Annotated in this window: 23 protein-coding genes; 7 read left to right on the top strand and 16 right to left on the bottom strand. The window is 71.4% G+C overall.

Annotated features, from left to right (window positions below):
• Window positions 1–59 precede the first annotated feature (59 nt).
• The 4 genes from ACIBI4_RS09995 to ACIBI4_RS09980 all read right to left on the bottom strand — a co-directional run bounded on the left by ACIBI4_RS09995 (window position 60) and on the right by ACIBI4_RS09980 (window position 3,931).
• On the bottom strand, window positions 60–1,535 hold the full coding sequence (locus tag ACIBI4_RS09995; protein ID WP_399203248.1) for a GntP family permease: 1,476 nt from the start codon (window positions 1,533–1,535) through the stop codon (window positions 60–62).
• Between the two features lie 119 nt (window positions 1,536–1,654).
• Window positions 1,655–2,065, bottom strand: a complete 411-nt coding sequence (locus ACIBI4_RS09990; RefSeq protein ID WP_399203166.1) for a RidA family protein — start codon at window positions 2,063–2,065, stop codon at window positions 1,655–1,657.
• Window positions 2,066–2,120: 55 nt separating this feature from the next.
• Window positions 2,121–2,870, bottom strand: coding sequence for an IclR family transcriptional regulator (locus ACIBI4_RS09985; protein ID WP_399203165.1), 750 nt, complete (start codon window positions 2,868–2,870; stop codon window positions 2,121–2,123).
• The gene (locus ACIBI4_RS09980; protein ID WP_399203247.1) at window positions 2,867–3,931 is read right to left on the bottom strand and encodes a sugar kinase; all 1,065 of its coding nucleotides are present in this window, start codon (window positions 3,929–3,931) and stop codon (window positions 2,867–2,869) included. Before ACIBI4_RS09980 ends, ACIBI4_RS09985 begins: the two co-directional genes overlap by 4 nt.
• A gap of 205 nt (window positions 3,932–4,136) precedes the next feature.
• Here ACIBI4_RS09980 and ACIBI4_RS09975 point away from each other — a divergent pair, with 205 nt between their 5' ends.
• The 4 genes from ACIBI4_RS09975 to ACIBI4_RS09960 all read left to right on the top strand — a co-directional run bounded on the left by ACIBI4_RS09975 (window position 4,137) and on the right by ACIBI4_RS09960 (window position 9,960).
• Window positions 4,137–5,411 carry an amino acid deaminase gene (locus ACIBI4_RS09975; protein WP_399203164.1) on the top strand — a complete coding sequence of 425 codons (1,275 nt, stop codon included), beginning with the start codon at window positions 4,137–4,139 and terminating at the stop codon, window positions 5,409–5,411.
• Between the two features lie 136 nt (window positions 5,412–5,547).
• The gene (locus tag ACIBI4_RS09970; RefSeq protein WP_399203163.1) at window positions 5,548–7,143 is read left to right on the top strand and encodes an amidohydrolase family protein; all 1,596 of its coding nucleotides are present in this window, start codon (window positions 5,548–5,550) and stop codon (window positions 7,141–7,143) included.
• 252 nt (window positions 7,144–7,395) lie between these two features.
• Window positions 7,396–8,616: a Cmx/CmrA family chloramphenicol efflux MFS transporter gene (locus ACIBI4_RS09965; protein WP_399203162.1), complete on the top strand. Its 1,221-nt coding sequence runs from the start codon at window positions 7,396–7,398 to the stop codon at window positions 8,614–8,616.
• 132 nt (window positions 8,617–8,748) lie between these two features.
• On the top strand, window positions 8,749–9,960 hold the full coding sequence (locus tag ACIBI4_RS09960; RefSeq protein WP_399203161.1) for a pyridoxal phosphate-dependent aminotransferase: 1,212 nt from the start codon (window positions 8,749–8,751) through the stop codon (window positions 9,958–9,960).
• A gap of 19 nt (window positions 9,961–9,979) precedes the next feature.
• Here ACIBI4_RS09960 and ACIBI4_RS09955 read toward each other — a convergent pair whose 3' ends face one another.
• The 8 genes from ACIBI4_RS09955 to ACIBI4_RS09920 form a co-directional block, all read right to left on the bottom strand.
• Window positions 9,980–10,387, bottom strand: coding sequence for a hypothetical protein (locus ACIBI4_RS09955; RefSeq protein ID WP_399203160.1), 408 nt, complete (start codon window positions 10,385–10,387; stop codon window positions 9,980–9,982).
• 61 nt (window positions 10,388–10,448) lie between these two features.
• The gene (locus tag ACIBI4_RS09950) at window positions 10,449–11,654 is read right to left on the bottom strand and encodes a hypothetical protein (protein WP_399203159.1); all 1,206 of its coding nucleotides are present in this window, start codon (window positions 11,652–11,654) and stop codon (window positions 10,449–10,451) included.
• Window positions 11,651–12,490: a PP2C family serine/threonine-protein phosphatase gene (locus tag ACIBI4_RS09945; protein ID WP_399203158.1), complete on the bottom strand. Its 840-nt coding sequence runs from the start codon at window positions 12,488–12,490 to the stop codon at window positions 11,651–11,653. The genes ACIBI4_RS09950 and ACIBI4_RS09945 overlap by 4 nt, the downstream gene beginning before the upstream one ends.
• Before the next feature lie 3 nt (window positions 12,491–12,493).
• Window positions 12,494–13,264: a hypothetical protein gene (locus ACIBI4_RS09940; protein WP_399203157.1), complete on the bottom strand. Its 771-nt coding sequence runs from the start codon at window positions 13,262–13,264 to the stop codon at window positions 12,494–12,496.
• Complete coding sequence (locus tag ACIBI4_RS09935; protein ID WP_399203156.1) at window positions 13,254–14,351, bottom strand: hypothetical protein; 1,098 nt, start codon at window positions 14,349–14,351, stop codon at window positions 13,254–13,256. Before ACIBI4_RS09935 ends, ACIBI4_RS09940 begins: the two co-directional genes overlap by 11 nt.
• A 141-nt stretch (window positions 14,352–14,492) precedes the next feature.
• Window positions 14,493–14,951, bottom strand: coding sequence for a hypothetical protein (locus ACIBI4_RS09930; RefSeq protein WP_399203155.1), 459 nt, complete (start codon window positions 14,949–14,951; stop codon window positions 14,493–14,495).
• Window positions 14,929–15,930 (bottom strand): serine/threonine-protein kinase, encoded by a 1,002-nt coding sequence (locus ACIBI4_RS09925; RefSeq protein ID WP_399203154.1) that lies wholly within the window; start codon window positions 15,928–15,930, stop codon window positions 14,929–14,931. The genes ACIBI4_RS09930 and ACIBI4_RS09925 overlap by 23 nt, the downstream gene beginning before the upstream one ends.
• A gap of 141 nt (window positions 15,931–16,071) precedes the next feature.
• Window positions 16,072–17,904 (bottom strand): phosphoenolpyruvate carboxykinase (GTP), encoded by a 1,833-nt coding sequence (locus ACIBI4_RS09920; RefSeq protein ID WP_399203153.1) that lies wholly within the window; start codon window positions 17,902–17,904, stop codon window positions 16,072–16,074.
• A 217-nt stretch (window positions 17,905–18,121) separates the two neighbouring features.
• Between ACIBI4_RS09920 and ACIBI4_RS09915 the strand changes: the two genes are divergently transcribed.
• The 3 genes from ACIBI4_RS09915 (at window position 18,122) to ACIBI4_RS09905 (ending at window position 21,151) form a co-directional block, all read left to right on the top strand.
• Window positions 18,122–18,790: a hemolysin III family protein gene (locus ACIBI4_RS09915; protein ID WP_399203152.1), complete on the top strand. Its 669-nt coding sequence runs from the start codon at window positions 18,122–18,124 to the stop codon at window positions 18,788–18,790.
• 121 nt (window positions 18,791–18,911) lie between these two features.
• On the top strand, window positions 18,912–20,459 hold the full coding sequence (locus ACIBI4_RS09910) for a DHA2 family efflux MFS transporter permease subunit (protein WP_399203151.1): 1,548 nt from the start codon (window positions 18,912–18,914) through the stop codon (window positions 20,457–20,459).
• Window positions 20,460–20,500: 41 nt separating this feature from the next.
• Window positions 20,501–21,151, top strand: coding sequence for a TetR/AcrR family transcriptional regulator (locus ACIBI4_RS09905; protein ID WP_399203150.1), 651 nt, complete (start codon window positions 20,501–20,503; stop codon window positions 21,149–21,151).
• A gap of 37 nt (window positions 21,152–21,188) precedes the next feature.
• On the opposite strand, the gene ACIBI4_RS09900 is transcribed toward ACIBI4_RS09905, so the two are convergent.
• From ACIBI4_RS09900 to ACIBI4_RS09885, 4 genes are all read right to left on the bottom strand, one after another.
• Window positions 21,189–21,608, bottom strand: a complete 420-nt coding sequence (locus ACIBI4_RS09900) for a PIN domain nuclease (protein ID WP_399203149.1) — start codon at window positions 21,606–21,608, stop codon at window positions 21,189–21,191.
• Window positions 21,605–21,814 (bottom strand): type II toxin-antitoxin system VapB family antitoxin, encoded by a 210-nt coding sequence (locus ACIBI4_RS09895; RefSeq protein WP_399203148.1) that lies wholly within the window; start codon window positions 21,812–21,814, stop codon window positions 21,605–21,607. The genes ACIBI4_RS09900 and ACIBI4_RS09895 overlap by 4 nt, the downstream gene beginning before the upstream one ends.
• 155 nt (window positions 21,815–21,969) lie before the next feature.
• On the bottom strand, window positions 21,970–24,381 hold the full coding sequence (locus tag ACIBI4_RS09890; protein WP_399203147.1) for a galactose oxidase-like domain-containing protein: 2,412 nt from the start codon (window positions 24,379–24,381) through the stop codon (window positions 21,970–21,972).
• Window positions 24,378–25,553: a glycosyltransferase gene (locus tag ACIBI4_RS09885; protein ID WP_399203246.1), complete on the bottom strand. Its 1,176-nt coding sequence runs from the start codon at window positions 25,551–25,553 to the stop codon at window positions 24,378–24,380. The genes ACIBI4_RS09890 and ACIBI4_RS09885 overlap by 4 nt, the downstream gene beginning before the upstream one ends.
• Window positions 25,554–25,584 lie beyond the last annotated feature (31 nt).

Raw genomic sequence — 25,584 nt, 5'->3', positions numbered from 1 at the left:
ATTGTGCGCGAGCGCCCCCGGTCGGAGGAGACCGGGGGCGCTCGCTCATACGCGTACCGCTAGACGAAGATGCTGAGCACCGCCGCGACCGCGAAGCCCGCGACCGAGAGGACCGACTCAAGGACCGTCCAGGACTTGAGGGTGTCGCGCTCGGAGATGCCGAAGTACTTCGCGACGATCCAGAAGCCGCCGTCGTTGACGTGCGAGGCGAAGATCGAACCGGCCGAGATGGCCATGATGACCAGGGCAAGGAAGGCCTGCGAGTGGTCGCCGCCCTGCACCAGGGGCACCACGATGCCGGCCGTGGCGACGATCGCGACCGTCGCCGAACCCTGCGCGACGCGCAGGACGAGCGAGATCAGATACGCCAGGACGATGATCGGCAGGCCCATGTCGTCGAAGGTGTCGGCGAGCGCGTCGGCGATGCCGGAGCCCTTGAGGACCGCGCCGAAGACACCGCCCGCGCCGACCACGAGCAGGATGTTGCCGACCGGCTTCAGGGACGAGGTCGACACCGTCTCCAGGGACTTGCGCGACCAGCCGCGGCGGATGCCGAGCAGGTAGTACGCCATGAGCAGGGCGATCGTCAGGGCCACGAAGGGGTGGCCGAAGAACTCGATGACCGAGCGGAGCGTCGAGGGGTCGAGCGCGATCGAGGAGAAGGTCGCGGCGAGGATCAGCAGCAGCGGCGTACCGATGATGGTGAGGACCGTGCCGAGCGGGACCGGGCTCTCCGGCGGCTTCACCCCGGCCGCGCGCTGCTCGGCGGCGACGGCCTCCTTGGCCTCCTCGGCCGCTTCGAGCATGTCCTGCGGTACGGGGACGAAGATGCGCTTTCCGATCCAGGCCGAGTAGGCCCACGCGGCGAGGACGGCGGGGAGGCCGACGACGATGCCCATGACGATGACCCAGCCGAGCGAGACGTTGAAGAGTCCGGCGGCGGCGACGGGACCGGGGTGCGGCGGAAGGAAGGCGTGGGTCATGGACAGACCCGCGAGCAGCGGCATCGCGTAGAGCAGGATCGACTTGCCGGAGCGCTTGGCGGCGGCGTACACGATCGGTGCGAGGACGAAGATGCCGACGTCGAAGAAGACGGGGATACCGAAGATCAGACCCGTCATACCCATGGCGAGCGGGGCGCGCTTCTCGCCGAAGAGACCGAGCAGGCGCTTGGACAACACCTCGGCTCCGCCGGAGACCTCGAGGATCGCGCCGAGCATCGTGCCGAGGCCGATGATGATCGTGACGTGGCCGAGGATGCCGCCCATGCCGGACTCGATCAGCGAGGTCGCGGTGGACCTCTGGACCGTGCCGAAGAGTTCGGTGACGCTCAGTCCGGCCGACAGACCGACGGCGATCGACACCGCGAGCAGCGCGACGAAGGGCTGCAGCCTGACCTTGATGATCAGGAAGAGCAGGAGGGCGATTCCGAGGACGGCGACCGTGAGCAGGCCTCCGGTCCCGCCGATGAGCGGGAGGATGCCACCGGTGTGCGGTGGTGTCTCGGCGGGGGGCGCGGCTGCGGCGAGTTGTATTCCGGGCACCATGGGGGGAACTCCATTGTTCTGTGCTGGTGTTGCGGCGGTTCAGGGCAGGGCTGAGCACGGCACGGCGCGGTCAGGGGAGTGCGCGCCGTGCCGCCGGGGAACGTCATTCAGCCGAGGACGGCCAGCGCGTCGATCTCGATGAGCAGGCCCTTGGGCAGGCCCACGTACACGGTGGTGCGCGCGGAGGCCGGGGCCTTGAGGCCCTGCTCCTCGAAGTACGCGTTGTAGATCTCGTTCATCTCCGCGAAGTGGTCCACGTCCGTGAGGTAGACGCGCATCATCATCACGTCGTCCCACGTGGCGCCGCCCTCTTCGAGGATCGCCTTGACGTTCGCGAAGGTCTGCAGGGTCTGCTCGCGCAGGGTCGGGCCCGCGGGCGTCGGGGGCTTGCCGTCCTCGTGCGGCAGGAAGCCGACCTGGCCGGCGACCTGGAGGACGTTCCCCTTCTTGACCCCGTGCGAGAACTTCGCGGGCGGAGTGGTGTGGGTGGAGGGCATGAGCTGGATCTTCTCGGTCATGAACTTTCCTTGCGGTGTGGGGTGTCGGGGTGTCGGGGTTGCGACTCGGGGGCGTCTACGCGGGTGCGTGACCCGAGTACTCGCGGCTGATCGCGTCCGCCGCGCGGCGGACGACGGGGAGCAGCGTGAGGAGTTCCTCGGCGGTGACGACCACGCTGGGCGCGGAGACCGACATCGCAGCGACCACCTTGCCGTCCGCGCCCCGGATGGGGGCGCCGATGCAGTTGATGGACTCCTCGTGGCCACCCAGGTCGGTGGCCCAGCCCTGTTCCCGTACGACCGCGAGCTCCTTGAGGAACGCGGACGCGTTGGGGATCGAACGGGGCGTGTACATGGGGTAGTCGAGCTTCTCGGCGATCGCGCGCCGCTCGGGCTCGGAGAGGTCGGCGAGCAGCAGCTTGGCGACCGCGGCGACGGTGATCGCGACGGGCTTGCCGATCCGCGAGTACATCCGCACCGGGTAGCGGCTCTCGACCTTGTCGATGTAGAGGACCTCGTTCTCCTCGTACACCGCGAGATGGACGGTGTGCCCGATCTTCGCGTTCAGATCGACGAGATGGGGGTGGGCGATCTCGCGCACGTCCAGGTTCTCGACGGCCTCCTGGGCGAGCGCGAACAGCCGGGCGCCCAGGCGGTAGCGCTGGTCGGACTGGCGGTAGACCAGGCCGTGCTCGTGCAGCGTGCGCAGCAGCCGCAGCGCGGTGGACTTGTGGACGCCCAGGCGCTCGGCGACCTGCCCGAGGTCCGCGGGTCCCTCCGCGAGCAGCGGCAGGATGCTCAGCGCGCGGTCGACGGTCTGGCTCATACGGTCACAACCTCCCCATCCGCCCCGGTCATCGTCCAGCCGGGGCCGAGGCGCAGTGTGCCCCAGTCCGCGTCGGAGAGCGCCGCCAGCCGGCCCGCCCGGGCGTGGCCCGGCGGTGCGGCCATGTCGCCGGGGACGGTGAGGGCGGCGGCCGCGAAGAGGTGGCCGTGGCGCAGACGCTGGGTCGCGGGCAGGGCGCGCAGGGTCGCGCTCAGGAATCCGGCGGCGAAGGCGTCACCGGCGCCTACGGGGGCGGTGACGTCCACGGTGAGGGCGGGGGCGTAGGTCTTGGTGCCGGTGGCTGTGCTCGTACCGGTGCCGGTGCCCGCGTCTGCGGTGGTCTCGAAGAGGGTCGCTCCCGTCGAGCCCTGCTTGACGACCAGCATCGCCGGTTCGGGCAGGGCCGCGCGGATCGCGTCCGGGCCGCCCGTGATGCCCCAGGCCGCCTCCGCCTCGTCCTCGCCGACGAAGACGAGGTCGGCGCCGCGGGCCAGCTCCTTGAGGGTGGCGCCCGCCTCGGCCGCGTCGTCCCAGAGGTTCACGCGGTAGTTCACGTCGAAGGAGACGAGGGGGCGGCCGGGGCGGCGGGCGGTCATCTCGCGCATCAGGGCGAGGCAGTCGGCGGAGAGGGCCGCGGTGATGCCGGAGAGGTGCAGGACGCGGGTGCCGGCGGTGTCCGGGTACGGCGCCATCGAGGCCGGGGACATGGCGGAGGCGGCGGAGCCCGCGCGGTAGTACGCGACCTCGGCGAGGGGTCCGTCGGGGGCACCCTCGCGCTCGGGGGCGTCCTCGGCGGTGGCCCGCTCCCCCGCCGTACGGAAGTAGATCCCGGTCGGCCGCTCCGGATCCCTGCGCACCGCCGACGTGTCGACGCCGCAGCGCTCGATCTCGCGCGTCAGATACGCGCCGAAGCCGTCGTCGCCGACGCGGCTGATCCACTGCACGCGGTGTCCGGCGCGCGCCAGGGTGCAGGCCACGTTGGACTCCGCGCCGCCGATTCCGCGATCGAACGCGGGTACGTCGGCGAGGCGCCCCGGCCGTACGGGCCGGAACGTGACCATGGACTCGCCGAGGCAGGCGACGTCGAAGCGCGGTGCTCCGGCGTCGGCTCCGGGGTCGGGCACGTTCGGGTGGGGCACGTCGGCTCCTTCTCGTGGGGCGGCCACGGGTGGGCGTTGACCCGGTGTTGGCACGGATGTTAGACAGAGGTACGCGCAGTACGCAATGACCGTTGCAGAGGGTGCAACGGGCCAGGAGGAGGGTTCGATGGCAGCCGACAACGTGGCCGCACTCGCGGACGAGACGATCGACTTCCGCTTCAAGGGACTGCCGCCGAACGCGGACGGGATGACCGTCGGCGAGCTGGCCGCCGAGCGCCGCAACCTCTTCACCGGCGGGTTCACCACACCGGTGCTCGCCCTCTCCGCCGAGCGCGTCGAGCACAACCTGCGCCTGATGGAGACGTACTCCGAGCGCCACGGCCTCGCCTTCGCACCGCACGGCAAGACCTCGATGGCCCCGCAGCTCTTCGCGCGCCAGGCCGAGTACGGGGCATGGGGCATCACGCTCGCCAACCCGCACCAGGCGCGGGTCGCGCGGGCCTTCGGGGTGCAGCGGATCTTCGTCGCCAACGAGATCGTGGACGCGGCGGGGCTCACCTGGATCGCCGGCGAACTCGCCGCCGACCCGTCCTTCCGTCTCGTCTGCTACGTGGACTCCGTGGCCGGCGTCCAGCTGATGCACACCGCGCTCGCGGCGGCCGGGGCGACGCGGCCGCTCGACGTGGTCGTGGAGCTCGGCGCCGGTGAGGGCGCCCGGACGGGGGTCCGCACCGAGGCCGAGTGCGTCGAGATCGCACTCGCCGTGGCCGCCGCCGACACGCTGCGTCTTGTGGGTGTCGCCGGATACGAGGGCGAGGTGCCGGACGCCTCCCTGGAGTCCGTCGAGGCGTGGCTGCGACGTCTCGTCTCGCTGGCCGCCGACTTCGACAAGGCCGGGTACTTCTCCGGGCTCGACGAGATCGTGATCAGCGCGGGCGGTTCGGCGTGGTTCGACGCGGTGGCGACGGTGTTCGCCGAGATTCCGTCGCTGTCGGCGCCCGTTCTGAAGCTGCTTCGCTCCGGTGCGTACGTGTCGCACGACGACGGCCACTACCGTCATCTGACCCCGTTCAACCGGGTCCCCGCGGAAGGTGCGCTGGAGCCGGCGTTCCGGCTCTGGGCCCAGGTGATGTCCCGCCCCACGCCGTCGCAGGCGTTCGCGAACGCGGGCAAGCGGGATGCGGCGTATGACCTCGATCTGCCGGTCGCGCAGGTGGTCCGCTCCCTGGACGGTACGGAGCGGCCCGCCGAGGGGGTCACGGTGACGGGGCTTTCGGATCAGCACACGTGGATGCGGACCTCGTCGTCGGAGGCCGTGGCGGTCGGGGAGTGGGTGGGGATGGGTCTTTCCCATCCGTGCACGTCGTTCGACAAGTGGCAGTTGATTCCGGTGGTGGAGTCGGACGGCACGGTCGTCGATTTCGTCCGCACGTACTTTTAGCCCCCACCCCGCCCCTTCCCGGCAGTGACATTTGCGGCTCCGCCGCGTGGGGGGCTTCGCCCCCAGACCCCCTTTTCGCGCTGAACGCGCTCGTCCTCAAACGCCGGACGGGCTGAGTCTTCCGAGAGGCACCCCCATGGACCTCGTCATCCGCAACGCCCAAGTCATCGACGGCACAGGCGAGAAGTCGTACACCGCCGACGTCGGCATAGACGGCGGGCGGATCGCCGAGATCCGCACCGAGGGGCCGCGCCCCACAGGCACCCGCACCCTGGACGCCGACGGCCTCGCCCTCTCCCCCGGCTTCATCGACATGCACGCCCACAGCGACCTCGCCCTCCTCCGCGACCCGGACCACAGCGCCAAGGCCGCCCAGGGCGTGACCCTGGAGGTGCTGGGGCAGGACGGGCTCAGCTATGCGCCCGTCGACGACCGCACCCTCGCCGAGGTCCGCAGGGCCATCACCGGCTGGAACGGGGACGGGAGCGACATCGACTTCGACTGGCGGACCGTCGGCGAGTACCTGGACCGGCTCGACCGGCAGGGGATCGCCGTCAACGCCGCGTATCTCATTCCGCAGGGCACCGTCCGGATGTACGCGATGGGCTGGGACGACCGCGAGGCCACGCCCGAAGAGCTGGACCGGATGCGGCAGTTGGTCGCGGAAGGCATGGAGCAGGGCGCGGTCGGGATGTCGTCGGGGCTGACGTACACGCCCGGCATGTACGCCAAGGACTCCGAGCTCAGCGAGCTGTGCAAGGTCGTGGCGCGGTACGGCGGCTACTACTGCCCGCACCACCGCTCGTACGGGGCGGGCGCGCTCCAGGCGTACGAGGAGATGGTGACGTTGACGCGCGAGGCGGACTGCGCGCTGCATCTCGCCCACGCCACCATGAACTTCGGGGTGAACAAGGGCAAGGCACCGGATCTGCTCGCCCTCCTGGACGGCGCGCTGGACGAGGGCGCCGACATCAGCCTCGACACCTACCCGTACACCCCCGGCTGCACCACGCTCGTCGCGATGCTGCCGAGCTGGGCGAGCGAGGGCGGGCCCGAGGCGGTCCTCGCGCGGCTCGAGGACGACGAGACCGCCGAGAAGATCCGCCACCACATGGAGGTCATCGGCGCGGACGGCTGCCATGGCGTGCCGATCGAGTGGGACACCATCGAGATCAGCGGCGTCTCGGACCCGGGCCTCGCCTCCTGCGTCGGCAAGACGATCAAGCAGTCGGCCGAGATGCGCGGCGAGGAGCCGTGGGTGACGGCCCGCCGTCTCCTCATCAACGACCGGCTGGGCTCGACGATCCTGCAGCACGTGGGCCACGAGGACAACGTCCGCCAGATCATGAAGCACCGTGTGCACACGGGCGGTTCGGACGGCATTCTGCAGGGCTTCAAGCCGCACCCGCGCGCGTACGGCACGTTCCCGCAGTACCTCGGGCGGTACTCGCGCGAGCTGGGCATCCTCTCCCTGGAGGAGACGGTCGCGCACCTCACCTCGCGCCCGGCGGCCCGGCTGCGGCTCACCGACCGCGGCCTGATCCGCGAGGGCTACCGCGCCGACCTGGTGCTCTTCGACCCGTCGACGGTCGCGGCCGGTTCGACCTTCGAGAACCCGCGCACGCTGCCCGTGGGCATCCCGCACGTCCTCATCGACGGCACGTTCGTGATCGAGGACGGGAAGCGGACGGATGTCCTGGCGGGGCGGTCGGTGCGGCGCACCGCCGCGTAGCCGCCGTGCGGCGCACGGCCGCGTCACCGGAATTCGCTGGACCGCGGGCGGGCGCCCCGCCTAGCCTGCGGTCCATGTCCAGCCCCGAGGCCTCCAGACTCTAGCCACCGGCTCCCCGGTGGCTGCTCGCGTTGTCACACCCCGCCTCTGCGTGCGGGGTGCCGCCTGCTGCCGGTCTGCCGTTCCACGGTCCTCTTCCACCGGCTGTACGTGACCTCGCGTGCGGCCCACCGTGTGCTGCGGAGTTCTGCTGTGCCTTTCTTCCTCCATCTCCTCGGCCTTGCCGTGTTCGCGCAAGGAACCTCGGAGTTCATGCTCGCCGGGCTCGGCCCGGACATCGCCCGCGACCTCGGCGTACCGCTGTCCGACGCCGGGCTGCTGACCTCGGCGTTCGCGGTCGGCATGGTCGTCGGCGCGCCCACGATGGCGCTTCTCGCCCGCCGCTTCCGGCCCCGTTCCGCGCTTCTGGCGTTCCTCGCCGCGTTCCTCGCGGTGCATGTCGCCGGCGCCCTGACCGGCAGCTTCGCCGTCCTTCTGACCACGCGCGTCCTGGGCGCCCTCGCCAACGCGGGCTTCCTGGCGGTGGCCCTGGCCACGGCCGTCACGCTGGTCCGCCCGGACCAGAAGGGCCGGGCCGCCTCCGTCCTGCTGAGCGGGGTGACGCTGGCGTGCGTGGCAGGGGTCCCGGCGGGCGCGCTCCTCGGTCAGCTCTGGGGCTGGCGCGCCGCGTTCTGGGCGGTGGCCGCGCTCTCCGTACCGGCGCTGCTCGCGATCCTCGTCGCGGCGCCTGCCCCTCCCCGCACGCCGTCGGACGCATCGGCGGCCCCCCGCCCCGACACCCGCGCCGAACTGCGTGTCCTGCGCCGCACCGGCCTCCAACTGGCCCTGCTCCTCGGCGCGTTGGTGAACGGTGCGACGTTCTGCGCGTTCACGTATCTCGCCCCGGTGATCACCGACGTGGCCGGGCTCACGGACGCGTGGGTGCCGGCCCTGCTCGCGCTCTTCGGCCTCGGCTCCTTCCTCGGCGTCACCCTGGCGGGCCGCCTCGCCGACAGCCGCCCGCGCGCCGTGGCCGGCGCCGGGAGCCTCGCGCTGCTCGCGACCTGGACCACGTTCGCCGCAACCGCCGGGTCCCCGCCGGCCACGGTCGCCCTGACCCTGCTCGCGGGCACCCTCTCCTTCGGCGTCGGCGCCACGCTGATCTCCCGCATCCTGTACGCCGCGGAGGACGCTGCCACGCTGGGCGGCGCGTACGCGACGGCGGCGCTGAACGTGGGCGCGGTGATCGGACCCGTTCTCGGCGGGTTCGCCCTGACGTGGGGCCCGCGGGGACCGCTGTGGGTGAGCGCGGGCCTCATCGCCCTGGCCCTTCCAGGGGTGTGGTGGTCGCTGCGGGTCCGGATGACGGACCCGCGTGGCAGACGTCACGTCCCGGATCCGGGCCGGGACATCCAAGCCCCGTCCGGCCCGTAATCCGGCATTCCGTACGTGCCCGCCGTCCGGCGCATTGCGATGGAAGGCGGGCCCGTACGCCGCCGCGGCCCCTGCGGCCAAGCGGCCGCAAAGACCGCGCGGGCGGACGAAACACGCTCGTAAAGTTGCCGTATGCAGCTGATCCAGTCCACGAAGCTAGCCAACGTCTGTTACGAGATCCGGGGTCCGGTTCTCGAGGAGGCCATGCGGCTGGAGGCGGCAGGGCACCGGATCCTGAAGCTGAACACCGGGAACCCTGCGGCCTTCGGGTTCGACTGCCCGCCGGAGATCCTGGAGGACGTGCTCAGGAACGTCGGGACCGCGCACGGCTACGGCGACGCGAAGGGGCTGCTGTCCGCGCGGCGCGCGGTGATGATGCACTACCAGACGCTCGGCGTGGAGACCGATGTCGAGCATGTGTACATCGGCAACGGGGTCTCCGAGCTCATCGTCATGGCGATGCAGGCGCTGCTCGACGACGGGGACGAGGTGCTCGTTCCCGCGCCCGACTACCCGCTGTGGACGGCCGCCGTGTCGCTGTCCGGCGGGACCGCCGTGCACTACCGGTGCGACGAGCAGTCGGACTGGATGCCGGATCTCGCGGACGTGGAGCGGAAGGTCACCGACCGCACCAAGGCGATCGTGATCATCAATCCGAACAACCCCACGGGGGCTGTGTACAGCGATGACGTCGTGCGCGGGCTCGCGGACATCGCGCGGCGGCACAACCTGCTCGTGTGCAGTGACGAGATCTACGACAAGATCCTCTACGACGACGCCACGCACACCCCGACCGCCGCGCTCGCCCCGGATCTGCTGACGCTGACGTTCAACGGGATGTCGAAGGCGTACCGGGTCGCCGGGTACCGCACGGGGTGGATGGTCATCTCCGGGCCGCGGGCCCACGCGTCCTCGTACATCGAGGGGCTGACGATCCTCGCGAACATGCGGCTGTGCGCCAACATGCCGGCGCAGCACGGGGTGGTGGCCGCGCTCACCGGGCGGCAGTCGATCAACGATCTGGTGCTGCCGGGCGGGCGGCTCGTGGAGCAGCGGGACACCGCGTACGACCTGCTGACGCAGATTCCGGGTGTCACGTGCGTCAAGCCGAAGGGCGCGCTGTATCTGTTCCCGCGGCTCGATCCGAAGGTGTTCAAGATCAAGGACGACCGGCAGATGGTCCTCGACCTGCTGCGGGCCGAGAAGATCATGGTCGTGCAGGGGACGGGGTTCAACTGGCCCGAGCCCGATCACTTCCGCATCGTGACGCTGCCGCAGGCCGCCGATCTCGCGGACGCGGTGACCCGGATCGGGCGGTTCCTCGACGGGTACAGCCAGCCGTAGGGGCAGGGTCCGGGGCGGGTCAGACCGCCGCGGGTGTCAGGGCCGTCGCGTGGGCTTCCATGCGGCGGGCCGCCAGGATCGCCGCGGCCGTGTCCGCGCGCGACGCCGCCACCACGAGCGCGCGGCCCGCGAGGGCGTGGGCGCGCTGGTGGAGTGCGGCCAGGTGGGGCTCGTGGATGGCCGTGGCGACGCCCGCGCGGACCGGGGCGCGGCCGCCGCGCAGGCGCGTGACCGCGGTGGCAAGCTCGGCCGAGGCGTCGTCCAGTTCGGTCGACGGCGCGAGGCCGCGCAGCTCGTCGGTCACCGCGAGAAGCGCCGCGAGGTGGCCCGCGAGCTGGAGTTCCAGCTCCTCCTCGCGGGTGCGGTGCGGGAAGTCGCCGTCGGGGCCCGGCGAGTGGACCGACTTGGCGCGGATCGGCTCGTACATGGCAGGGACCTCCGGCAATGCTTCAGGGATGAGTCCATCCTAGCTTGGATTGAGTCTAAAGTTAAAGCTGACCTATCACCGCTACCACCACGATCACCGCGAGCAGCACCACCAGCGCCCACACCAGCTTCCGGCTGTCGAGTCCGGGGGCCGGGGGCGGCGCGGGCGGGGGCACCATCGGCGGGGGTGCCGCGGCGGGCGGGCGCGGGACGGGGGCGTTGAAGAGGTCCTGGCCCGTCGTCGTGGCCCGGGCGCACCACGGGCACGACGGCAGGTGGGAGCCGAAGGTGTGGCGGGGGCGGGCGGGGCAGATACGGACCCGGCCGCGTTCCTCGTCGAGCGCCCGCAGCCAGTCCTGCGCGGTGGGGCGCGCCTTCGGGTCGAGGACGCCCGGGCCGAACGCCCGGCGGGCGAGGGTGAGCAGGCCGGGCGGCAGGACCGTGGGGTCGATGATGCCGCGCGGCACGACGACCCGCTCGGGGCGTACGACGTAGGAGATGCTCGCCGCGATGTTGTCCTTGACCGTCGAGTCCTCCTGGCTGTCGTGCGGGACGCCGCCGAAGGGATGGTTGCCGACGGCGAGGAGCTGGTAGACGAGGACGGAGAGCGCGAAGTCGTCGCTCTGCGGGGTGGCGGGGCCGCCCGCCTGGCGCTCGGGCGCCGAGTAGTCCGTCGTGTGCATCAGGCAGGGGAACGACTCGCGGGTGCGGCGGTCCGTGAAGGCGATGGAGTCGCAGTCGAGGAAGGTGACGAAGCCGTTCGCGTCGACGACGACGTTGCTGCTGGAGAAGTCGCCGACGACCAGGCCCTCGTGGTGCATCCGGGCCGTCATGAAGGCGAGGTTCCAGGCGACGCCGAGCAGGAACCGCCAGTCGGCCCGCTCGGGGAACAGCCGCAGCCGCTGCGAGCGCGTGAACAGGCCCACCAGCTGGACGTGCTGGGGTTCGCCGAAGCGCCGCATCGCGTAGCCGAGGAAGGCGCCTTCCGGGGAGCGGGCGAGCGCGGTGGGCCAGGCGAGTTCGGGCGCCTGGGAGGAGTCGACCGGGCGGTCGCCCAGCGGGGACATGGCCAGCATGCGGGTCAGCCGGCGCTCCTGCTCGGGTCCGGGCCGCTCGCGGTAGAGCTTCACGACGACGCCCGCGTCGCCCTCCACGGGGAAGACGGATGCCTCTCCCCCGCCCTTCAGCGGCCGTTCGGCCAGCGTGACCGGCCGCCCGTCGAGCAGCACCCGGCGGCTCCCGCCGCCCCCACCCGGACCAGCACTCATATCCGTACCGCCCTCAACAGCGTCTTGTCGTCCGCGTTCACCGCCGAGAGCCGGTCGGAGCGCAGCAGCTCGGTGAGGTCCTTCTCGTCCGCCCCCGGGTCCGCGGTCGGTGATTCGAGCGGGCCGAGCACCGCGGAGAGGAAGGAGGCGTTGGGTGTACGGGACCGGGTGAGCGCCGCCTGTGTCAGGCCGTCCGTGGAGAGCACCACCGCGTCGATCCCCGGGTCGGCCACGCAGTCGGTGCGCACCCAGCGGCCCGCGTCACGCGAGGTGAGGAAGACCGTCTCGTTGCTGTACTCGCTGGCCGCGGCGGCCTGCGGCAGCAGATGGAAGAGGCCCGCGCCCTCCTCGTCCGCGCCCGCCCGCACGATCACCAGGCCGTCACCGACGCTCAGATGACCCAGCCAGTCGGGGGCGATGACGACGACGGTGAGCGTGGTCGCGAAGTCCTCCGGCGGATCCCCGGTCCGCTCGACGGCGAGCAGGAAGTCCCCGCACACGTCCTGGTAGGCAGTGTGCAGCAGCTCGTGCACGGGGGCGCCCTGCACGGTCCGTCCGGCGGCCGCTGCCCGGCCGAAGTGCTCGGTCGCGAGCCGGGCCGCGAGCTGCGCGCCCTCCTGCGAGCGCGGCCGGCTGCCCGCTCCGTCCGCGACCGCGAGCACCAGGACCGGGCCCTGCTCGCCGCCGCTCCACACCGCGCTGTCCCACGCGTCCTGGCAGGGCGTGCCGTTGCGCCGGTGCCGGTAGCCCTGGACGCTCACGCCGTGGGTGCGCCACGCACCGGTCCGCCGGTGCCCCGCACCGCCCGCGCCGCCCGTCCCGCCCGTGCGCTCCATCGCTCAGGCTTCCCAGGCGGGACGCTGCGTACGGAACTGGTGGAAGATCTTCTCGAAGGCCTCCTCGCCCTCGCCCTTCTGCTCGGCGGCCGCGCTCGCCGACATCATCTGCAGCAGCTCGCGGAACGGGAACCCCTGCAACTGCGCGTTGAACGTGGGCGCGAACGCGCTCAGGACGGCCTGCCCGCGGTCGGTGATCCCGCCGACCCCGATCGCGTACAGCCGGAAGCGCCGCAGCCGCTGCTCCTCGGCGAGCACGGGGACGATGCGCTGCCAGGCGGTCGTGTAGTGGCCGGTGCCGTCGGTGGGCAGGCCGTCGGTGACCAGGCAGATCTGGGGGCGGTAGTACTGCAGGCCGAGCTTGCGCAGCTCCGTCTTGCGGGCGGAGACGATATGCATCGCGAGCTCGACGGCCTCGGTCATCAGGGTCACGCCGTTGGCGGCGAGCGTCGGCGGGGTGAAGGCGTGGGCGGGCACGAACGGGCTGAGGTTCACGCCCGGCCGGAGCCGCTCCGCGCCACGCCATGCGGTCACGGACTGGTCCCCGAAGGTGATCACGGCGACCTCGACGCTGTAGCTGAGGCTGACGTCGTCGTGCAGCTCACGGGTCCACTCGCGCAGCGCCTCGTTGAGCGCCTGCACCGGACGCCCCTCCATGGAACGGGAGTTGTCGAGACAGAGCACGAGCGGCAGCCGCTGGGCGTTGTTGTCGAGCTCGAAGTCGAAGTCGGCGTATTGGGGGACGGCGGTGGGTGGTGGTGGTTCATGCGTCATGAGGGTCTCCTGGGGGGTGAGGAGGGTGGGTCGGGTGCGCGGGGTCCGTGAGGTCCGTGGCCGGTCGGGGCGGGAGGGCGAGGAGGTGCGGGGCGGTCCGGTCCGGCTTGTCCTCCGGCTTCCCCTCCGGCTTCTCGTCCGGCTTCTCGTCCGGCTGCCGCTCGTGCGGCTGTACGGGGCCGATGTCCACGTACGCGCCGACGGCGGGCGGTGCCGTGGACGGGCCGCCGGTCCAGCGGGCGCGGTAGAGGCAGTGGTCCACCTCCACGTATCCCTCGGGGTGCAGGGCCGAGCGGACCAGGGCGCGGGGCGGGGTGGCCGACAGGTCCGGCCCGGGCTCCGGCTCCGGCTTCGGCTTCCGTTCCGGCTTCGGCTTCGGCTTCCGTTCCGACTCCGGTTCTGTGTGCGGTGGTTGGGCCGCTGGGTCGGCGCGGGGCCGCGCCCGGCGCCCCCTTCCTCCGCCGCCCTCCGCCACGGCCGGGCTGCGGGCCGCGCGCAGCAGCAGGGCGGCCGCGAGGAGCAGCGCGGCGACGACGCCGAGCAGGACCCACAGCAGGGTGTCGCCCTCACCGTCCTCGGTGGTGCCGAGCGGATCGGTGAGCGGATCGGCGAGCCGCGCGTCGAGCAGCGCGGCGCCGGACTGCTCGCGCCCGAGCCGCTCGCACAGCTGCTGCCGCGGCTTCCCGGTGCACAGACCCGCGGCCCGTACGGCATCGAGGGTGGGCGCGTCGAGGGCCGTGACCGTGCTGTCCGGCGCGAGCCGCCGCTCGTCGGCGAGGAGCAGCAGGACGGTGCCGCCGGGGCCGGTCTCCTGCCGCGCGGGGATCTGTACGGTCAGGTCCGCCAGGCGTTCACGGTGGACCTGGAGTCCCAACTGGGAAGCGGGCACCCCGAGTTGAACCGGGCCGTCCAGCTCCGCGACATGCGGCGCACTCCCCCGTTCCATCTCCCCGGCCAGACAGTCGAGCCGGGTCGACAGGGCGCCGGAGCAGGCGAGCTCACCCGCCGCCGCGGGCACGGCGGCAAACAGCCCGAGCCCCAGCGCACCCGCGAGCCCCGCGCCAAGCAGCAGCCTTCCGCGCCCCACTCCACACCCCCGAAGCGACCACTCCACCCGACTCCCCCTCCGCGCCCCGCCTTCGGTCCATCACGCCGAACCACCCGCACCGCCGCCGCGCCCATCCGAGCCCCCTCGCCCCGGCCCGAGCGCCGAAGCCCACCGCGCCCCCTACAGCCGGAACACCTGATGGCACCGCAGAAACATCTGCCGCGCCTGGTCCGTCCAGTCGTCCGCCGTCGATGCGAAGTCCGCCGGGGTCATCCGGCCGACGAGGGGCAGGTGGCAGACGCCCGCGATGCAGGGGTCGGGGCCGCGGACGTCCCAGACCGAGAGCATCGGGAAGAGCTGTTCGGTGTTCCAGGCGTTGGCCGCCGCGGCCGCCACCGCAAGCTGGTCGGCGCGCAGCCGGCGGCCGTCGGTCATGAACGCCACGAGCAGCCGCCGGGTCGTGGTGAACCGCAGGGTCAGCGCCCGGTCCGAGCCGGGCAGGTCGAGGTCGAGGCTGAGCGCCTCCTCGTCCCCGGTGACCTCCGCGCCGAGCTTCTCGCACCACAGCCGGACCAGCTTGCGCCAGTGCGTGGACAGATCGAGCTCGCGGCCGTCGTCAACGCGTACGCGTGGCTCCATGCGTCACCGCCCCGGAGACCATCGCGTCGGTGAGTCCGGCGTCGAGCAGCGCCTGGGCGTGCAACTGGAGGCAGGACGGCACGGAGGCGGCCGGGCTCTCCGGGTCCTCGCCCTGCCGGCTGTCGAGGTCGCGTTCGCGCGCCCGGATCGAGGCGGCCACGGACGGCGGCGGCCAGCGGGGTACGTCACCGTCGCACGCGAGGAGTTCCAGGAGCGGGGCGAGCCCGGGCCGGGCGGACTGCTCGCGGGCCAGACAGGGCACCACGAGCCGTTTCAACTCGGCCGGTACGCCCGCGAGATCGGGCGGTTCGGTGCCGTCGCGGTACGCGGCGCGGTCCCCCGTACCGAAGGGCGAGCGGCCCGTGGCGGCGAAGGCGAGGACGCCGCCGAGCGCGAAGACGTCGGTGGGCGGGCCGACCCCGGAGCCGGTGAGCTGCTCGGGGGACATGAAGGGCGGGGTGCCCATCACGACGCCGGCCTGCGTGATGCTGCTGGATCCCGCGAAGCGGGAGATGCCGAAGTCGATGACGCGCGGGCCGTCGGCGGCGAGCAGCACGTTCGACGGTTTGAGGTCGCGGTGCACGATGCCCGCGGCGTGGATGGCCATCAGCGCCTCGACCAGGCCGGCGCCCAGGCGGCGCAGATACGGCTCGGTGAGCGGGCCGCCGGAGCGTACGGCCTCGCTGAGGGAGGGTCCGGGCACGTACAGCGTGGCGAGCCAGGGGAGTTCGGCGTCCGGGTCGGCGTCGACCACGGCGGCGGTGAACGCGCCGCTGACCGCGCGCGCCGCGGCGACCTCGCGCGCGAAGCGCAGCCGGAAGGCCGGGTCGGCGACGAGCTCGGGGCGCACGACCTTGACCGCGACGGGCCGCCCGGCGCGGGAGCGGGCGAGATAGACCCAGCCCATGCCGCCGGATCCGAGGCGGCCCACGATGCGGTAGCCACCGACCCGCAGCGGGTCACTGACCGGTGTCCTCATGGACCGAGTGTGCCCGCAATCTCCCCATGAGGGAGGGCGTGCGCAGCAATGTGGTAGCCGTGGGACAGCTGTCAACGACCGCGCCCCTGAAGGCAGTTGGGCCTTCAGGGGCACGCGTCACGCACGGGGCGCCGCCGGGGCTCAGCCCAGGCGCTTCACCAGTGCCCGGTACTCGTCCCACAGTTCCTTGGGCGTGTGGTCGCCGAAGGTGTTGAGGTGCTCGGGGACCAGGGAGGCCTCCTCGCGCCAGATCTCCTTGTCGACCGTGAGCAGGAAGTCGAGGTCGTCGTCGGCCAGTTCGAGACCGTCGGTGTCCAGGGACTCCTTCGTCGGCAGGACGCCGATCGGGGTCTCCACGCCCTCGGCGCGGCCGTCGAGGCGGTCGACGATCCACTTGAGGACACGGGAGTTCTCACCGAAGCCCGGCCACACGAACTTGCCCGCGTCGTTCTTGCGGAACCAGTTCACGTAGTAGATCTTCGGCAGCTTCGCCTGGTCCTTGTCGGCGCCGACCTTGACCCAGTGGTTCATGTAGTCGCCCATGTTGTAGCCGCAGAACGGCAGCATGGCGAAGGGGTCGCGGCGCAGCTCGCCGACCTTGCCCTCGGCGGCGGCGGTCTTCTCGGAGGCGACGTTCGCGCCGAGGAAGACGCCGTGGTTCCAGTCGAAGGACTCGGTGACCAGCGGCACCGCGGAGGCGCGGCGGCCGCCGAAGAGGATCGCCGAGATCGGCACGCCCTTCGGGTCCTCCCACTCGGGCGCGATGATCGGGCACTGCGAGGCGGGGACGGTGAAGCGGGCGTTCGGGTGGGCCGCGGGGACGCCGGACTCGGGAGTCCAGTCGTTGCCCTTCCAGTCGGTGAGGTGCGCCGGGGTCTCCTCCGTCATCCCCTCCCACCAGATGTCGTTGTCGTCGGTGAGCGCGACGTTCGTGAAGACCGAGTTGCCCCAGAGGGTCTTCATGGCGTTGGCGTTGGTGTGCTCGCCGGTGCCGGGCGCGACGCCGAAGAAGCCGGCCTCGGGGTTGATCGCGTACAGGCGGCCGTCCTCGCCGAAGCGCATCCAGGCGATGTCGTCGCCGATGGTTTCGACGGTCCAGCCGGAGATCGTGGGCTCCAGCATCGCGAGGTTGGTCTTGCCGCACGCGGACGGGAACGCGGCCGCCACGTACTTCGACTCACCCTGCGGCGGCGTGAGCTTGAGGATCAGCATGTGCTCGGCGAGCCAGCCCTCGTCGCGCGCCATGACGGACGCGATGCGCAGGGCGTAGCACTTCTTGCCGAGCAGGGCGTTGCCGCCGTAGCCGGAGCCGTACGACCAGATCTCGCGGGACTCCGGGAAGTGCGAGATGTACTTCGTGGTGTTGCAGGGCCACGGGACGTCGGCCTCACCCTCCTGGAGGGGGGCGCCGAGCGTGTGGACGGCCTTGACGAAGAAGCCGTCCTCGCCGAGCTCGTCGAGGACCGCCTGGCCCATCCGGGTCATCGTGCGCATCGAGACGGCCACGTACGCCGAGTCGGTGATCTCGACGCCGATGGCGGAGAGCTTCGAGCCGAGCGGGCCCATGCAGAACGGGACGACGTACATCGTGCGGCCGCGCATCGAGCCGCGGAAGACGCCGCCCTGCTCGTCCTTGCCCTCGAAGACCTCGCGCATCTCCGCGGGGGCCATCCAGTGGTTCGTCGGGCCCGCGTCCTCTTCCTTCTCGGAGCAGATGAAGGTGCGGTCCTCGACCCGGGCGACGTCCGTCGGGTCGGAGGCCGCGTAGTAGGAGTTCGGGCGCTTGACCGGGTCGAGCTTCTTGAACGTGCCCTTGGCGACCAGTTCCTCCGCGAGGCGCTCGTACTCCGCCTCGGAACCGTCGCACCAGACCACCCTGTCCGGCTCGGTCAGGGCTGCGATCTCGTTCACCCAGGCGACGAGGCCCTGGTGGGAAGTGGGGGCAGTGGTGGGAGCCGCGTTGTCGCGCGCCACGATCGCTCCTAAAAATGAGGGTTTGTGGAGTTGGGGGCCCCTTGGGGGCTGCGACCCGGATGCCTCGCGCCTTGGTGAAAGTGCACAGCCGCTCATCCGGTGCCGACCTCACTCATTTGATCATCGGGCCCCTTCGCCCATATGTCCAGAGGGCCTCACACGTGAGCATGGGCACAGTGGACATTTAACCTACGGGGCCGTAGGTAGCATTACGCCCATGACGCAACCGGCCGAGATCGAGCTGCCGCACCCCGTGAAGCCCAAGCTGAGGGGCTGGCTGCACGCCGGCATGTTCCCGGCGGTGCTGATCTCCGGGCTCGCGCTGATCGCCTTCACGGACTCGACCCGGGCGCGGGTGGCCACGGGCGTGTTCGTCCTGACAGCCTGCCTGCTGTTCGGCGTGAGCGCGCTCTATCACCGCGGCACCTGGGGGCCGCGCGGCGAGGCGGTGCTGCGCCGGCTCGACCACGCGAACATCTTCCTGATCATCGCGGGCACCTACACCCCGCTCGCCCTGCTCCTGCTGCCCGGCTCCACCGCGCGGCCGCTGCTCTGGGCGATCTGGGCGGCGGCGGTGGCGGGCATCGCGTTCCGTGTCTTCTGGGTCGGCGCCCCGCGCTGGCTCTACACCCCCTGCTACATCGCGATGGGCTGGGCGGCGGTCTTCTTCCTGCCCGAGTTCATGCGCACGGGCGGCATCGCGGTCCTGGTCCTCGTGATCGTCGGCGGTCTTCTCTACACGGCGGGCGGCGTGATCTACGGCCTGAAGAAGCCCAACCCGTCACCGCGCTGGTTCGGCTTCCATGAGGTCTTCCACTCGTTCACGCTGGCGGCGTTCGTCGTGCATTACGTGGGGATCTCGCTGGTGGCGTACCAGCACGCGTAGTTCCGCTCCGCTCCGAAGTGGCCGTGGCATTGATGCCGCGGCCATTTTTCGTTGCCCGGATGCGCCGGCACCCCTGGGAAAAACTTGACAGTGACTCTCACTTGAGAGCTACTCTCAGAATATGACCACCGAGACTCCGCACCTGAACCCCCGCCGCTGGTGGGCCCTGGGCGCCATGGTCGCGAGCATGCTCGTGCTCGGTTTCGACATGACGATCCTCAACGTGGCGCTGCCGACCCTCGCCGCCGAACTCGGTGCGAGCACCGGTCAGCAGCAGTGGATGGCGGACGCGTACATCCTCGTGTTCGCCGCCCTGATGCTCCCGGCCGGACTGCTCGGCGACCGGTTCGGACGGCGCCGGATGCTGGTCGCCGGGCTGGGGATCTTCCTGGCCGGTTCGGTCGTCGGCATGCTGGGCGACACGGTCGGCGCGGTGATCGCCGCGCGGACCGTGATGGGCGTCGGCGCCGCGCTCGTGATGCCGCTCGCGCTCGCCGTGCTGCCCTCGCTCTTCCCCGAGCACGAACGCGGCCGTGCCATCGGCATCGTCACCGCCGCCTCCGCGGCCGGGCTGCCCCTCGGGCCGATCGTCGGCGGCTGGCTGCTCGACCACTACTGGTGGGGCTCCGTCTTCGCGATCAACGTGCCGATGGTCGCGCTCGGCATCGCGGCCTGTGTGTTCCTGCTGCCCGAGACCCGCGACCCCGCCTCGCCCCGCGTCGACGCCGTCTCGACCGCGCTCACCGCGGCCGGGCTCGGCACGCTCACGTACGGAATCATCGAGGCGCCCGTCCGCGGCTGGGGCGACGCCCTCGTGCTCGGCATGCTCGGTGCGGGCGTGCTCCTGATCACCGGCCTCGTCCTGCGCGAGCGCCGGGCGGAGCGGCCGATGCTCGACCTCGCGCTGCTCGGGCACCGCCCGTTCCTGCTGAACACCCTCGCGGCGACGCTGGTGATGTTCGTGCTCGCCGGCCTGATGTTCGTGCTGCCGCCCTATCTGCAGGCCGTGCTCGGCCATGACGCCTTCGGGACGGGTCTGCGGCTGCTGCCGTTGATGGGCGGCATGATCGTGGCGGCGCGGGGAAGCGCGCCGCTCGTCGAACGGCTCGGCGCGCGCACCGTCGTGAGCACCGGCCTCGTCGTCCTCTGCTTCGCCGCGCTGCTCGGCTCCAACACCGGAGCCGACAGCGGCTACGGGTTCACGGCACTGTGGCTGAGCATCGCCGGCCTCGGCTTCGGCTTCGCGATGATGCCCGCCATGACGACGGCCCTGTCCGCGCTGCCCCAGGACCGCGCGGGCAGCGGCTCGGGGCTCCTGATGACCGTACGGCAGGTGGGCGGCGCGCTCGGGATCGCGCTGCTCGGCTCGCTGCTCGCGGGCGCGTACACCGCGGAGCTGGCGACCGGCACGCTGCCGGACGCGGCGGCCGCGACCGCCCGCGAATCCGTGGTCGCCGCGCACGCGGTGGCCTCGGGGCTCGGCGACCCGGCGCTCGCCCAGTCGGCGAACGCCGCGTACGTCCACGGCATGGGTGTCGTCCTGCTCGTCTGCGGGGCCGCGGCCCTGGTCACCGCGGGGCTCGCGGCGCTGCTGCTGCCGGGGCGGGCGCGGGAGCGGCGCACGGGTGAGGGTGCGGCAGCTTCCGGGGCGACGGCCGCCGCTCCCTGACCGGAGCCCGGATGACGGCCCGTATGCCCGACAATGGCGCCATGGCCGCCCGCTCGAAAACCCCTGCTTCCCCGCCCGCCGTGCCCCCGCTGCTCACCGAGGGACAGCCCGAGCTCGGGCTGCGCGAGCGCAAGAAGCTCAGGACGCGGATCGCGATCCGGCGGGCCACGTACGCGCTGATCAAGGAGCAGGGGTACGACGCGACGACGATCGAGCAGATCGCGCAGGAGGCGCAGGTCTCGCCGTCGACCGTCTTCCGCTACTTCGCGACCAAGGAGGACATCGTCCTCAGCGACGAGTACGACCCCGTGATGCTGGGGGTCCTGATGTCGCGTCCGGCCGATGAACCGCCCCTGGAATCGCTGCGGTTCGTGATCGTGCGCGCCATCGAGGCGTTCATGGAGACGGACCACGAGGAGCTGGTGCAGCGCACCCGGCTGCTCGTGGAGGTCCCGGCGTTGCGGGCCCGTCTCATGGAGTCGATGGCCGCGACGTCCCGCCTCCTCGCCGAGCCCCTCGCCGAACGCGCGGGCCGCGATCCCGGGGACCTGGAGGTGCGGGTGTTCACCGCGGCGGTGCTCGCGGCCCTGATGCAGACCTCCCTGTACTGGGGGGAACGGGGCTGTGAGGACGACCTCGTGGAACTTCTCGACCGGGCGATCGACATGTTCGGGGGCGGGCTCACGCTCTGAGATCCCGCAGGCCGCCCTGCCGAGGAGCGCGCCTGCGTCAGATGGTGCCCGGCGGCATCAACCACTGGGTGGGCTGGCCCGTGATGGAAGCGATCGTCTCGAAGTCGCGGTCATAGTGCAGCACGGTCAGCCCCTGAAGCTCCGCCGTTGCCGCGAGGACGAGATCGACGGCACCGGCCGAGCGGTGCTTGCCCTGGCCGGTCATCTCGCGCTGCACGTCCCAGGCGCGCGAGAACGCCCGGTCGTCGACCGGCGTCCACCCGAACAAGTCATCGAGGTCGGCGACGAGTTCGGCGCGGTCCTCGGCGTTCTTCGCGCTGTACAGGAACTCGAGCTCGGTGATGGGGCAGCGCGCGATGATCCCCTCCTCCAGGGGCTTCTCCCAGGTTTCCCGGGCGGGTGGCCTGAGGACGCGCACCAGGGCGCTGGTGTCGATGAGGTAGACGGCGGCGCTCACCGGCGATACGTCTCCTTGTCCAGGAGCTCGTCGAACTGCCCCGCATCCGACCGCGCCGCGAGGCGGGCCAGCGCTATGGCACGGCGCTTGCGGGCCACACCCTCCTGCAACGCCGCGATGACCGTGTCCTTCTTGGTCTTCGTGCCGAAGGCGATCGCGGCGTCGGCCAGGAGCTGCTCGTCGATGTCGATCAGGGTCTTGGCCATGACGGCACCTCCGAGATATACGACCGGATATTGAATATATCCACCGTACTCCGAGGAGAGCCTCCCGTCCATCGGCCATGGACGCGGCGACCTCGCCGCCCGACGCACGGGGTGGGCCCAGGACGTCCGTTCCGGGGCCCACCCCGTACAGCCGGTCAGCGCCTGCGGACATCCCCCTTCCCGCACGCCAGCCCGTCCCCGTTGCGGTCAAGGTTCAGCGGGTCGTCGCCGTGCACCTTCAGGCGGCCGTAGTCGTGGTCCTTCAGCCAGGTGCAGCGGGCCTTCGTCGTGTTCTTCACGTCCGGCGGGAAGGCCGTCGGGACGCAGGTGTTGGCCGTGCCGTAGTGGCGGTCGCAGCCCGAGATCGTGGGGCTGACCGGGACCGAGTCGCGGCGCGGCCTGTCGGTCTTCGGGGACTTCGCCAAGTCCTGGGCGAAGTCGTGGACATGGGCCGCCGGCGCCTCGTCCTCGGCGAGCGCCGCCGGGCCGCCGAGCTTGACCCACTCGGCGATCGAGGGCACACCGTTCGCGTCGACCGCGAAGAGCATGTACCAGCCGGGCGGGGCCAGGTTCGGGTTGGACGTGACGTTCAGGTCGATGTTGTTCCCGTCGACCGTGAGCGGCAGGTCCACGAAGCGCTGGTTCGGGTCGGAGGAGTGTGTGACGGCCGCGGGGCGGATCAGCTCCGCCTTCGCGATCGGCCGGTCGACCGTGATCCGCTGCGTGTCGCCGTACGTCCACTGCTTGTCGATCAGTGAAGTGATCTGCGGGCGCGGGCCCTTGAAGAGGTACGGCGGCGAGTAGACCGAGACGTCATGGTTCCAGGAGCCGTTGCCCGGGTTGTCGCCGGTCGTCATGACGCGGCCGTCGGGCAGCAGGAACGCGGAGGAGTGGTAGCCGCGCTCCTCGGGGTCCGTGGCGACCTGGTCGAAGGTCTCGGTCTGCGGGTCGAACAGCGAGGTCTCGTACACCGGGTCGGCGCGGTCGTGCAGCGCGCCGCCGGTCTCCAGGACCTTGCCGTCCGGCAGCAGCACCGCCGAGACGTACATCTTGCCCTCGGCGCCGGTCTGCGCCCGCTTGCCCTGGCCCTGGTCGACGGTGCCGAGCGGGATGTCGGGGCCCTGGACGTACTGCGGGCTGGGGTCCTTGAGGTCGATGATGTCGACGAGGCGGTTGGCGGCCGGGTTCTGCTCGTTGTTGCCGCCGCCCATCGTGATGACCTTCTGGTCCTGGGCGGGCGGCAGCAGGACACTCGCGGACTCGTCGCGCTCGTCCTTCTTGCGGAGGCCCGGGACGTCCGTGATCGTGTTGGCGTCGTAGTCGTAGATCGAGGCGCCGGTGCCGGGCGTGCCGTTGCCGAAGGTGTGGCTGCCCGTGTAGAAGAGGCGGCCGTCCTGCATCAGGACCATCGCCGGGTACAGGCCCCAGTACGACCAGGTCTGGTTGACCTCGTTGATGGGCAGCCACTTCTGCTGGGCCTGCGAGTACTTCTCGGCCGTGACGGAGCCGGTGGAGTCCTCCTTCAGACCGCCGAACGAGATGACGTCCCCGTTGCCGAGGATGGTCGCCGACGGGTACCAGTGCCCGTCGTTCATGTCGTTCGTCTTGATGTACTGCTCGGTCTCCGGGTCGAAGAGGTACGAGTCCTTGTAGCCCTGGTACCCGATCGTGCCGTCGGCGCTCGGGAAGCCCTTCGTGCCGCTCATGACGAGGACCTTGCCGTCACTGAGCTGGACGTGGCCCGCGCAGAACATGTCCTTCGGCGTCGGTATCTGCTTGTACGTGCCGTTCTTCGGGTCGTACACGGCGCTGGTGAACTTGCCCGCCTCGAAGGCGGTCTGGTCGTTCCCGGAACCGGCGATCATCAGGATCTTGCCGTTGTGCAGGACGACGCTGTGCATCGAGCGGACCGGGTTGGGGGTCGCGAGGACCTCCCACTTTCCGTCCGCGCACTCCGCCTCGGTGCCGGTGCACTCCGGGTCCGGCGTCGGCGGGGCGACCTCTTCCATCACGTAGTCGTCGGTCGTGACCGAGCCGGTGCCGTAGACGCTGACACCCCAGGCGATCTGGTCGGTACCGGCGGGGACCGCGGGCGTACGGACCTCGGTCTTCGCGTAGGCCGCCTGGACGGGGAGGGTCTTGAGGTCCGTCCAGTACTGCCAGCCGGCCGTGGCGTCGTGGCGGAAGAGGGTGAGTGACGCGTCCGGGGTCGTCGACTTGTAGAAGAGGCTGAGGTCGTACTGCCTGTCGGGCGTCACATGGGGCGCGCAGGCCGCGTTCTCCGTGATGAGCGCCTTGCGGTCGCCGTCCACGCGGCGGGTGATCTCGACCTTCATCGCCTTCGTGCCCGTGTGGGCGTCGGGCGTGGCCGTGAACGTGAAGTCGTTGTCGCCCCAGCCGGACTTGGACCAGCACTCCGGCATGTCCGCGGTGCCGGCCGTCTCGAACCCCGGGTTCTTGATGAGGTTCGGGGCGGCGGAGGCGGGCTGCTGCGGTATCGCGAGCAGCAGGCCCGTGGTCAGGGCGCCGACCCCGGCGAGGGCCGTTCTGCGTTTCGGTCGTCTCACTGTTCCCCCTGTCGTGCGGCTCGGTTGGTGCGCTTGCGGGTGTAGCCGGTGCGCTTGCGGGTGTAGACGAGCGCTTCGGTCCCCGCGAAGCGCAGGACGAAGGTCAGCAGCAGCGCCACCGTGGTGGCCGGGAGCACGTCCATCTCCCAGGTGCCGACGAGCAGCGCGATCAGCGGGATGCGCAGGACCAGGTCGGCGTTGGCGAGCAGGGCGAAACGGGCCAGGCGGGAGGCCGTGCGGCCGTGGCGGCGGGTGCGGAAGAGGAGGACCTCGATGAGCAGGAAGTTCCACGCGACCCCGAACTGGTTCGCCACGATCTCCGCGGGCAGGTAGTGCATGCCCGCCGCCGTCAGCCCGTACAGCGCAAGGAGGTTGGGCGCGAAGCCCGTGAGGCCGATCAGGCCGAAGGCCAGCATCCGCCACAGCGGGCGCGCGGTGCGCAGCTCCACCAGGTGGCGCAGGAAGCGCAGGCCCTCGCGCGCGGTCGACTTGGACTCCCCCGCGAACCGGTCCTGGAAGGTGAAGGGGACCTCCGCCACCTTCTGCGGCTCACAGCGGACCGCGAGCTCCATGAGGATCTTGTAGCCGAGCGGGCGGAGCTCCTGCGCCATCCCCTCCGCGACCACGAGCGAGCGGCGCAGCGCGAAGAAGCCGCTCATCGGATCGGAGATCCCGCGCAGCGCCCGCGGGAAGAGCGCCTTGGTCAGCCAGGTCGACGCACGGGAGACCGCGACGCGGTAGCCGCCCGCGAGCCCGGCGCGGCTGCCGCCCTTCGCATAGCGGCTGGCCACGACGAGATCCGCGCCCGTGGACTCGCCCGCAGCGATCAACTCCGGTACGAGGGACGGCGGATGCTGGAGGTCCGCGTCCATGACCACGATCCACTCCGAGGCCGCCGCCTTGATGCCCTCGACCACCGCACCGCCGAGCCCGCCCACCGGCACCTCGCGGTGGATCACCGAGACCGGGAACGGGCAGTCCTGCGCGGCCTTGGCGACCACGTCCGGGGTGTCGTCCGTGGAGTCGTCCACGAAGATCACCTCGCACGGCACCCGCGACGGCACGGACTCCGTGATCCGGTGCAGCAACTCCCGTACGTTCCCCGACTCGTTGAAGCTCGGCACGATCACCGTGACCGCGCCCGGCTCCGGCACGGCGGTGAGATCGTCCACCGGCGCGGACGCCTCGTCCTCGGCCGGGGTC

Source organism: Streptomyces sp. NPDC050418 (assembly GCF_044458745.1).
Taxonomy (GTDB): domain Bacteria; phylum Actinomycetota; class Actinomycetes; order Streptomycetales; family Streptomycetaceae; genus Streptomyces.
This window is presented reverse-complemented; position numbering and strand designations above follow the sequence as displayed.

Bases quoted from the DNA above. Each gene is read 5' to 3' on its own strand.
- ACIBI4_RS09990 (WP_399203166.1), bottom strand. From the start codon at position 2,065: ATGACCGAGAAGATCCAGCTCATGCCCTCCACCCACACCACTCCGCCC.
- ACIBI4_RS09985 (WP_399203165.1), bottom strand. From the start codon at position 2,870: ATGAGCCAGACCGTCGACCGCGCGCTGAGCATCCTGCCGCTGCTCGCG.
- ACIBI4_RS09980 (WP_399203247.1), bottom strand. From the start codon at position 3,931: ATGGTCACGTTCCGGCCCGTACGGCCGGGGCGCCTCGCCGACGTACCC.
- ACIBI4_RS09975 (WP_399203164.1), top strand. From the start codon at position 4,137: ATGGCAGCCGACAACGTGGCCGCACTCGCGGACGAGACGATCGACTTC.
- ACIBI4_RS09970 (WP_399203163.1), top strand. From the start codon at position 5,548: ATGGACCTCGTCATCCGCAACGCCCAAGTCATCGACGGCACAGGCGAG.
- ACIBI4_RS09960 (WP_399203161.1), top strand. From the start codon at position 8,749: ATGCAGCTGATCCAGTCCACGAAGCTAGCCAACGTCTGTTACGAGATC.
- ACIBI4_RS09955 (WP_399203160.1), bottom strand. From the start codon at position 10,387: ATGTACGAGCCGATCCGCGCCAAGTCGGTCCACTCGCCGGGCCCCGAC.
- ACIBI4_RS09950 (WP_399203159.1), bottom strand. From the start codon at position 11,654: ATGAGTGCTGGTCCGGGTGGGGGCGGCGGGAGCCGCCGGGTGCTGCTC.
- ACIBI4_RS09945 (WP_399203158.1), bottom strand. From the start codon at position 12,490: ATGGAGCGCACGGGCGGGACGGGCGGCGCGGGCGGTGCGGGGCACCGG.
- ACIBI4_RS09940 (WP_399203157.1), bottom strand. From the start codon at position 13,264: ATGACGCATGAACCACCACCACCCACCGCCGTCCCCCAATACGCCGAC.
- ACIBI4_RS09930 (WP_399203155.1), bottom strand. From the start codon at position 14,951: ATGGAGCCACGCGTACGCGTTGACGACGGCCGCGAGCTCGATCTGTCC.
- ACIBI4_RS09925 (WP_399203154.1), bottom strand. From the start codon at position 15,930: ATGAGGACACCGGTCAGTGACCCGCTGCGGGTCGGTGGCTACCGCATC.
- ACIBI4_RS09915 (WP_399203152.1), top strand. From the start codon at position 18,122: ATGACGCAACCGGCCGAGATCGAGCTGCCGCACCCCGTGAAGCCCAAG.
- ACIBI4_RS09910 (WP_399203151.1), top strand. From the start codon at position 18,912: ATGACCACCGAGACTCCGCACCTGAACCCCCGCCGCTGGTGGGCCCTG.
- ACIBI4_RS09905 (WP_399203150.1), top strand. From the start codon at position 20,501: ATGGCCGCCCGCTCGAAAACCCCTGCTTCCCCGCCCGCCGTGCCCCCG.
- ACIBI4_RS09895 (WP_399203148.1), bottom strand. From the start codon at position 21,814: ATGGCCAAGACCCTGATCGACATCGACGAGCAGCTCCTGGCCGACGCC.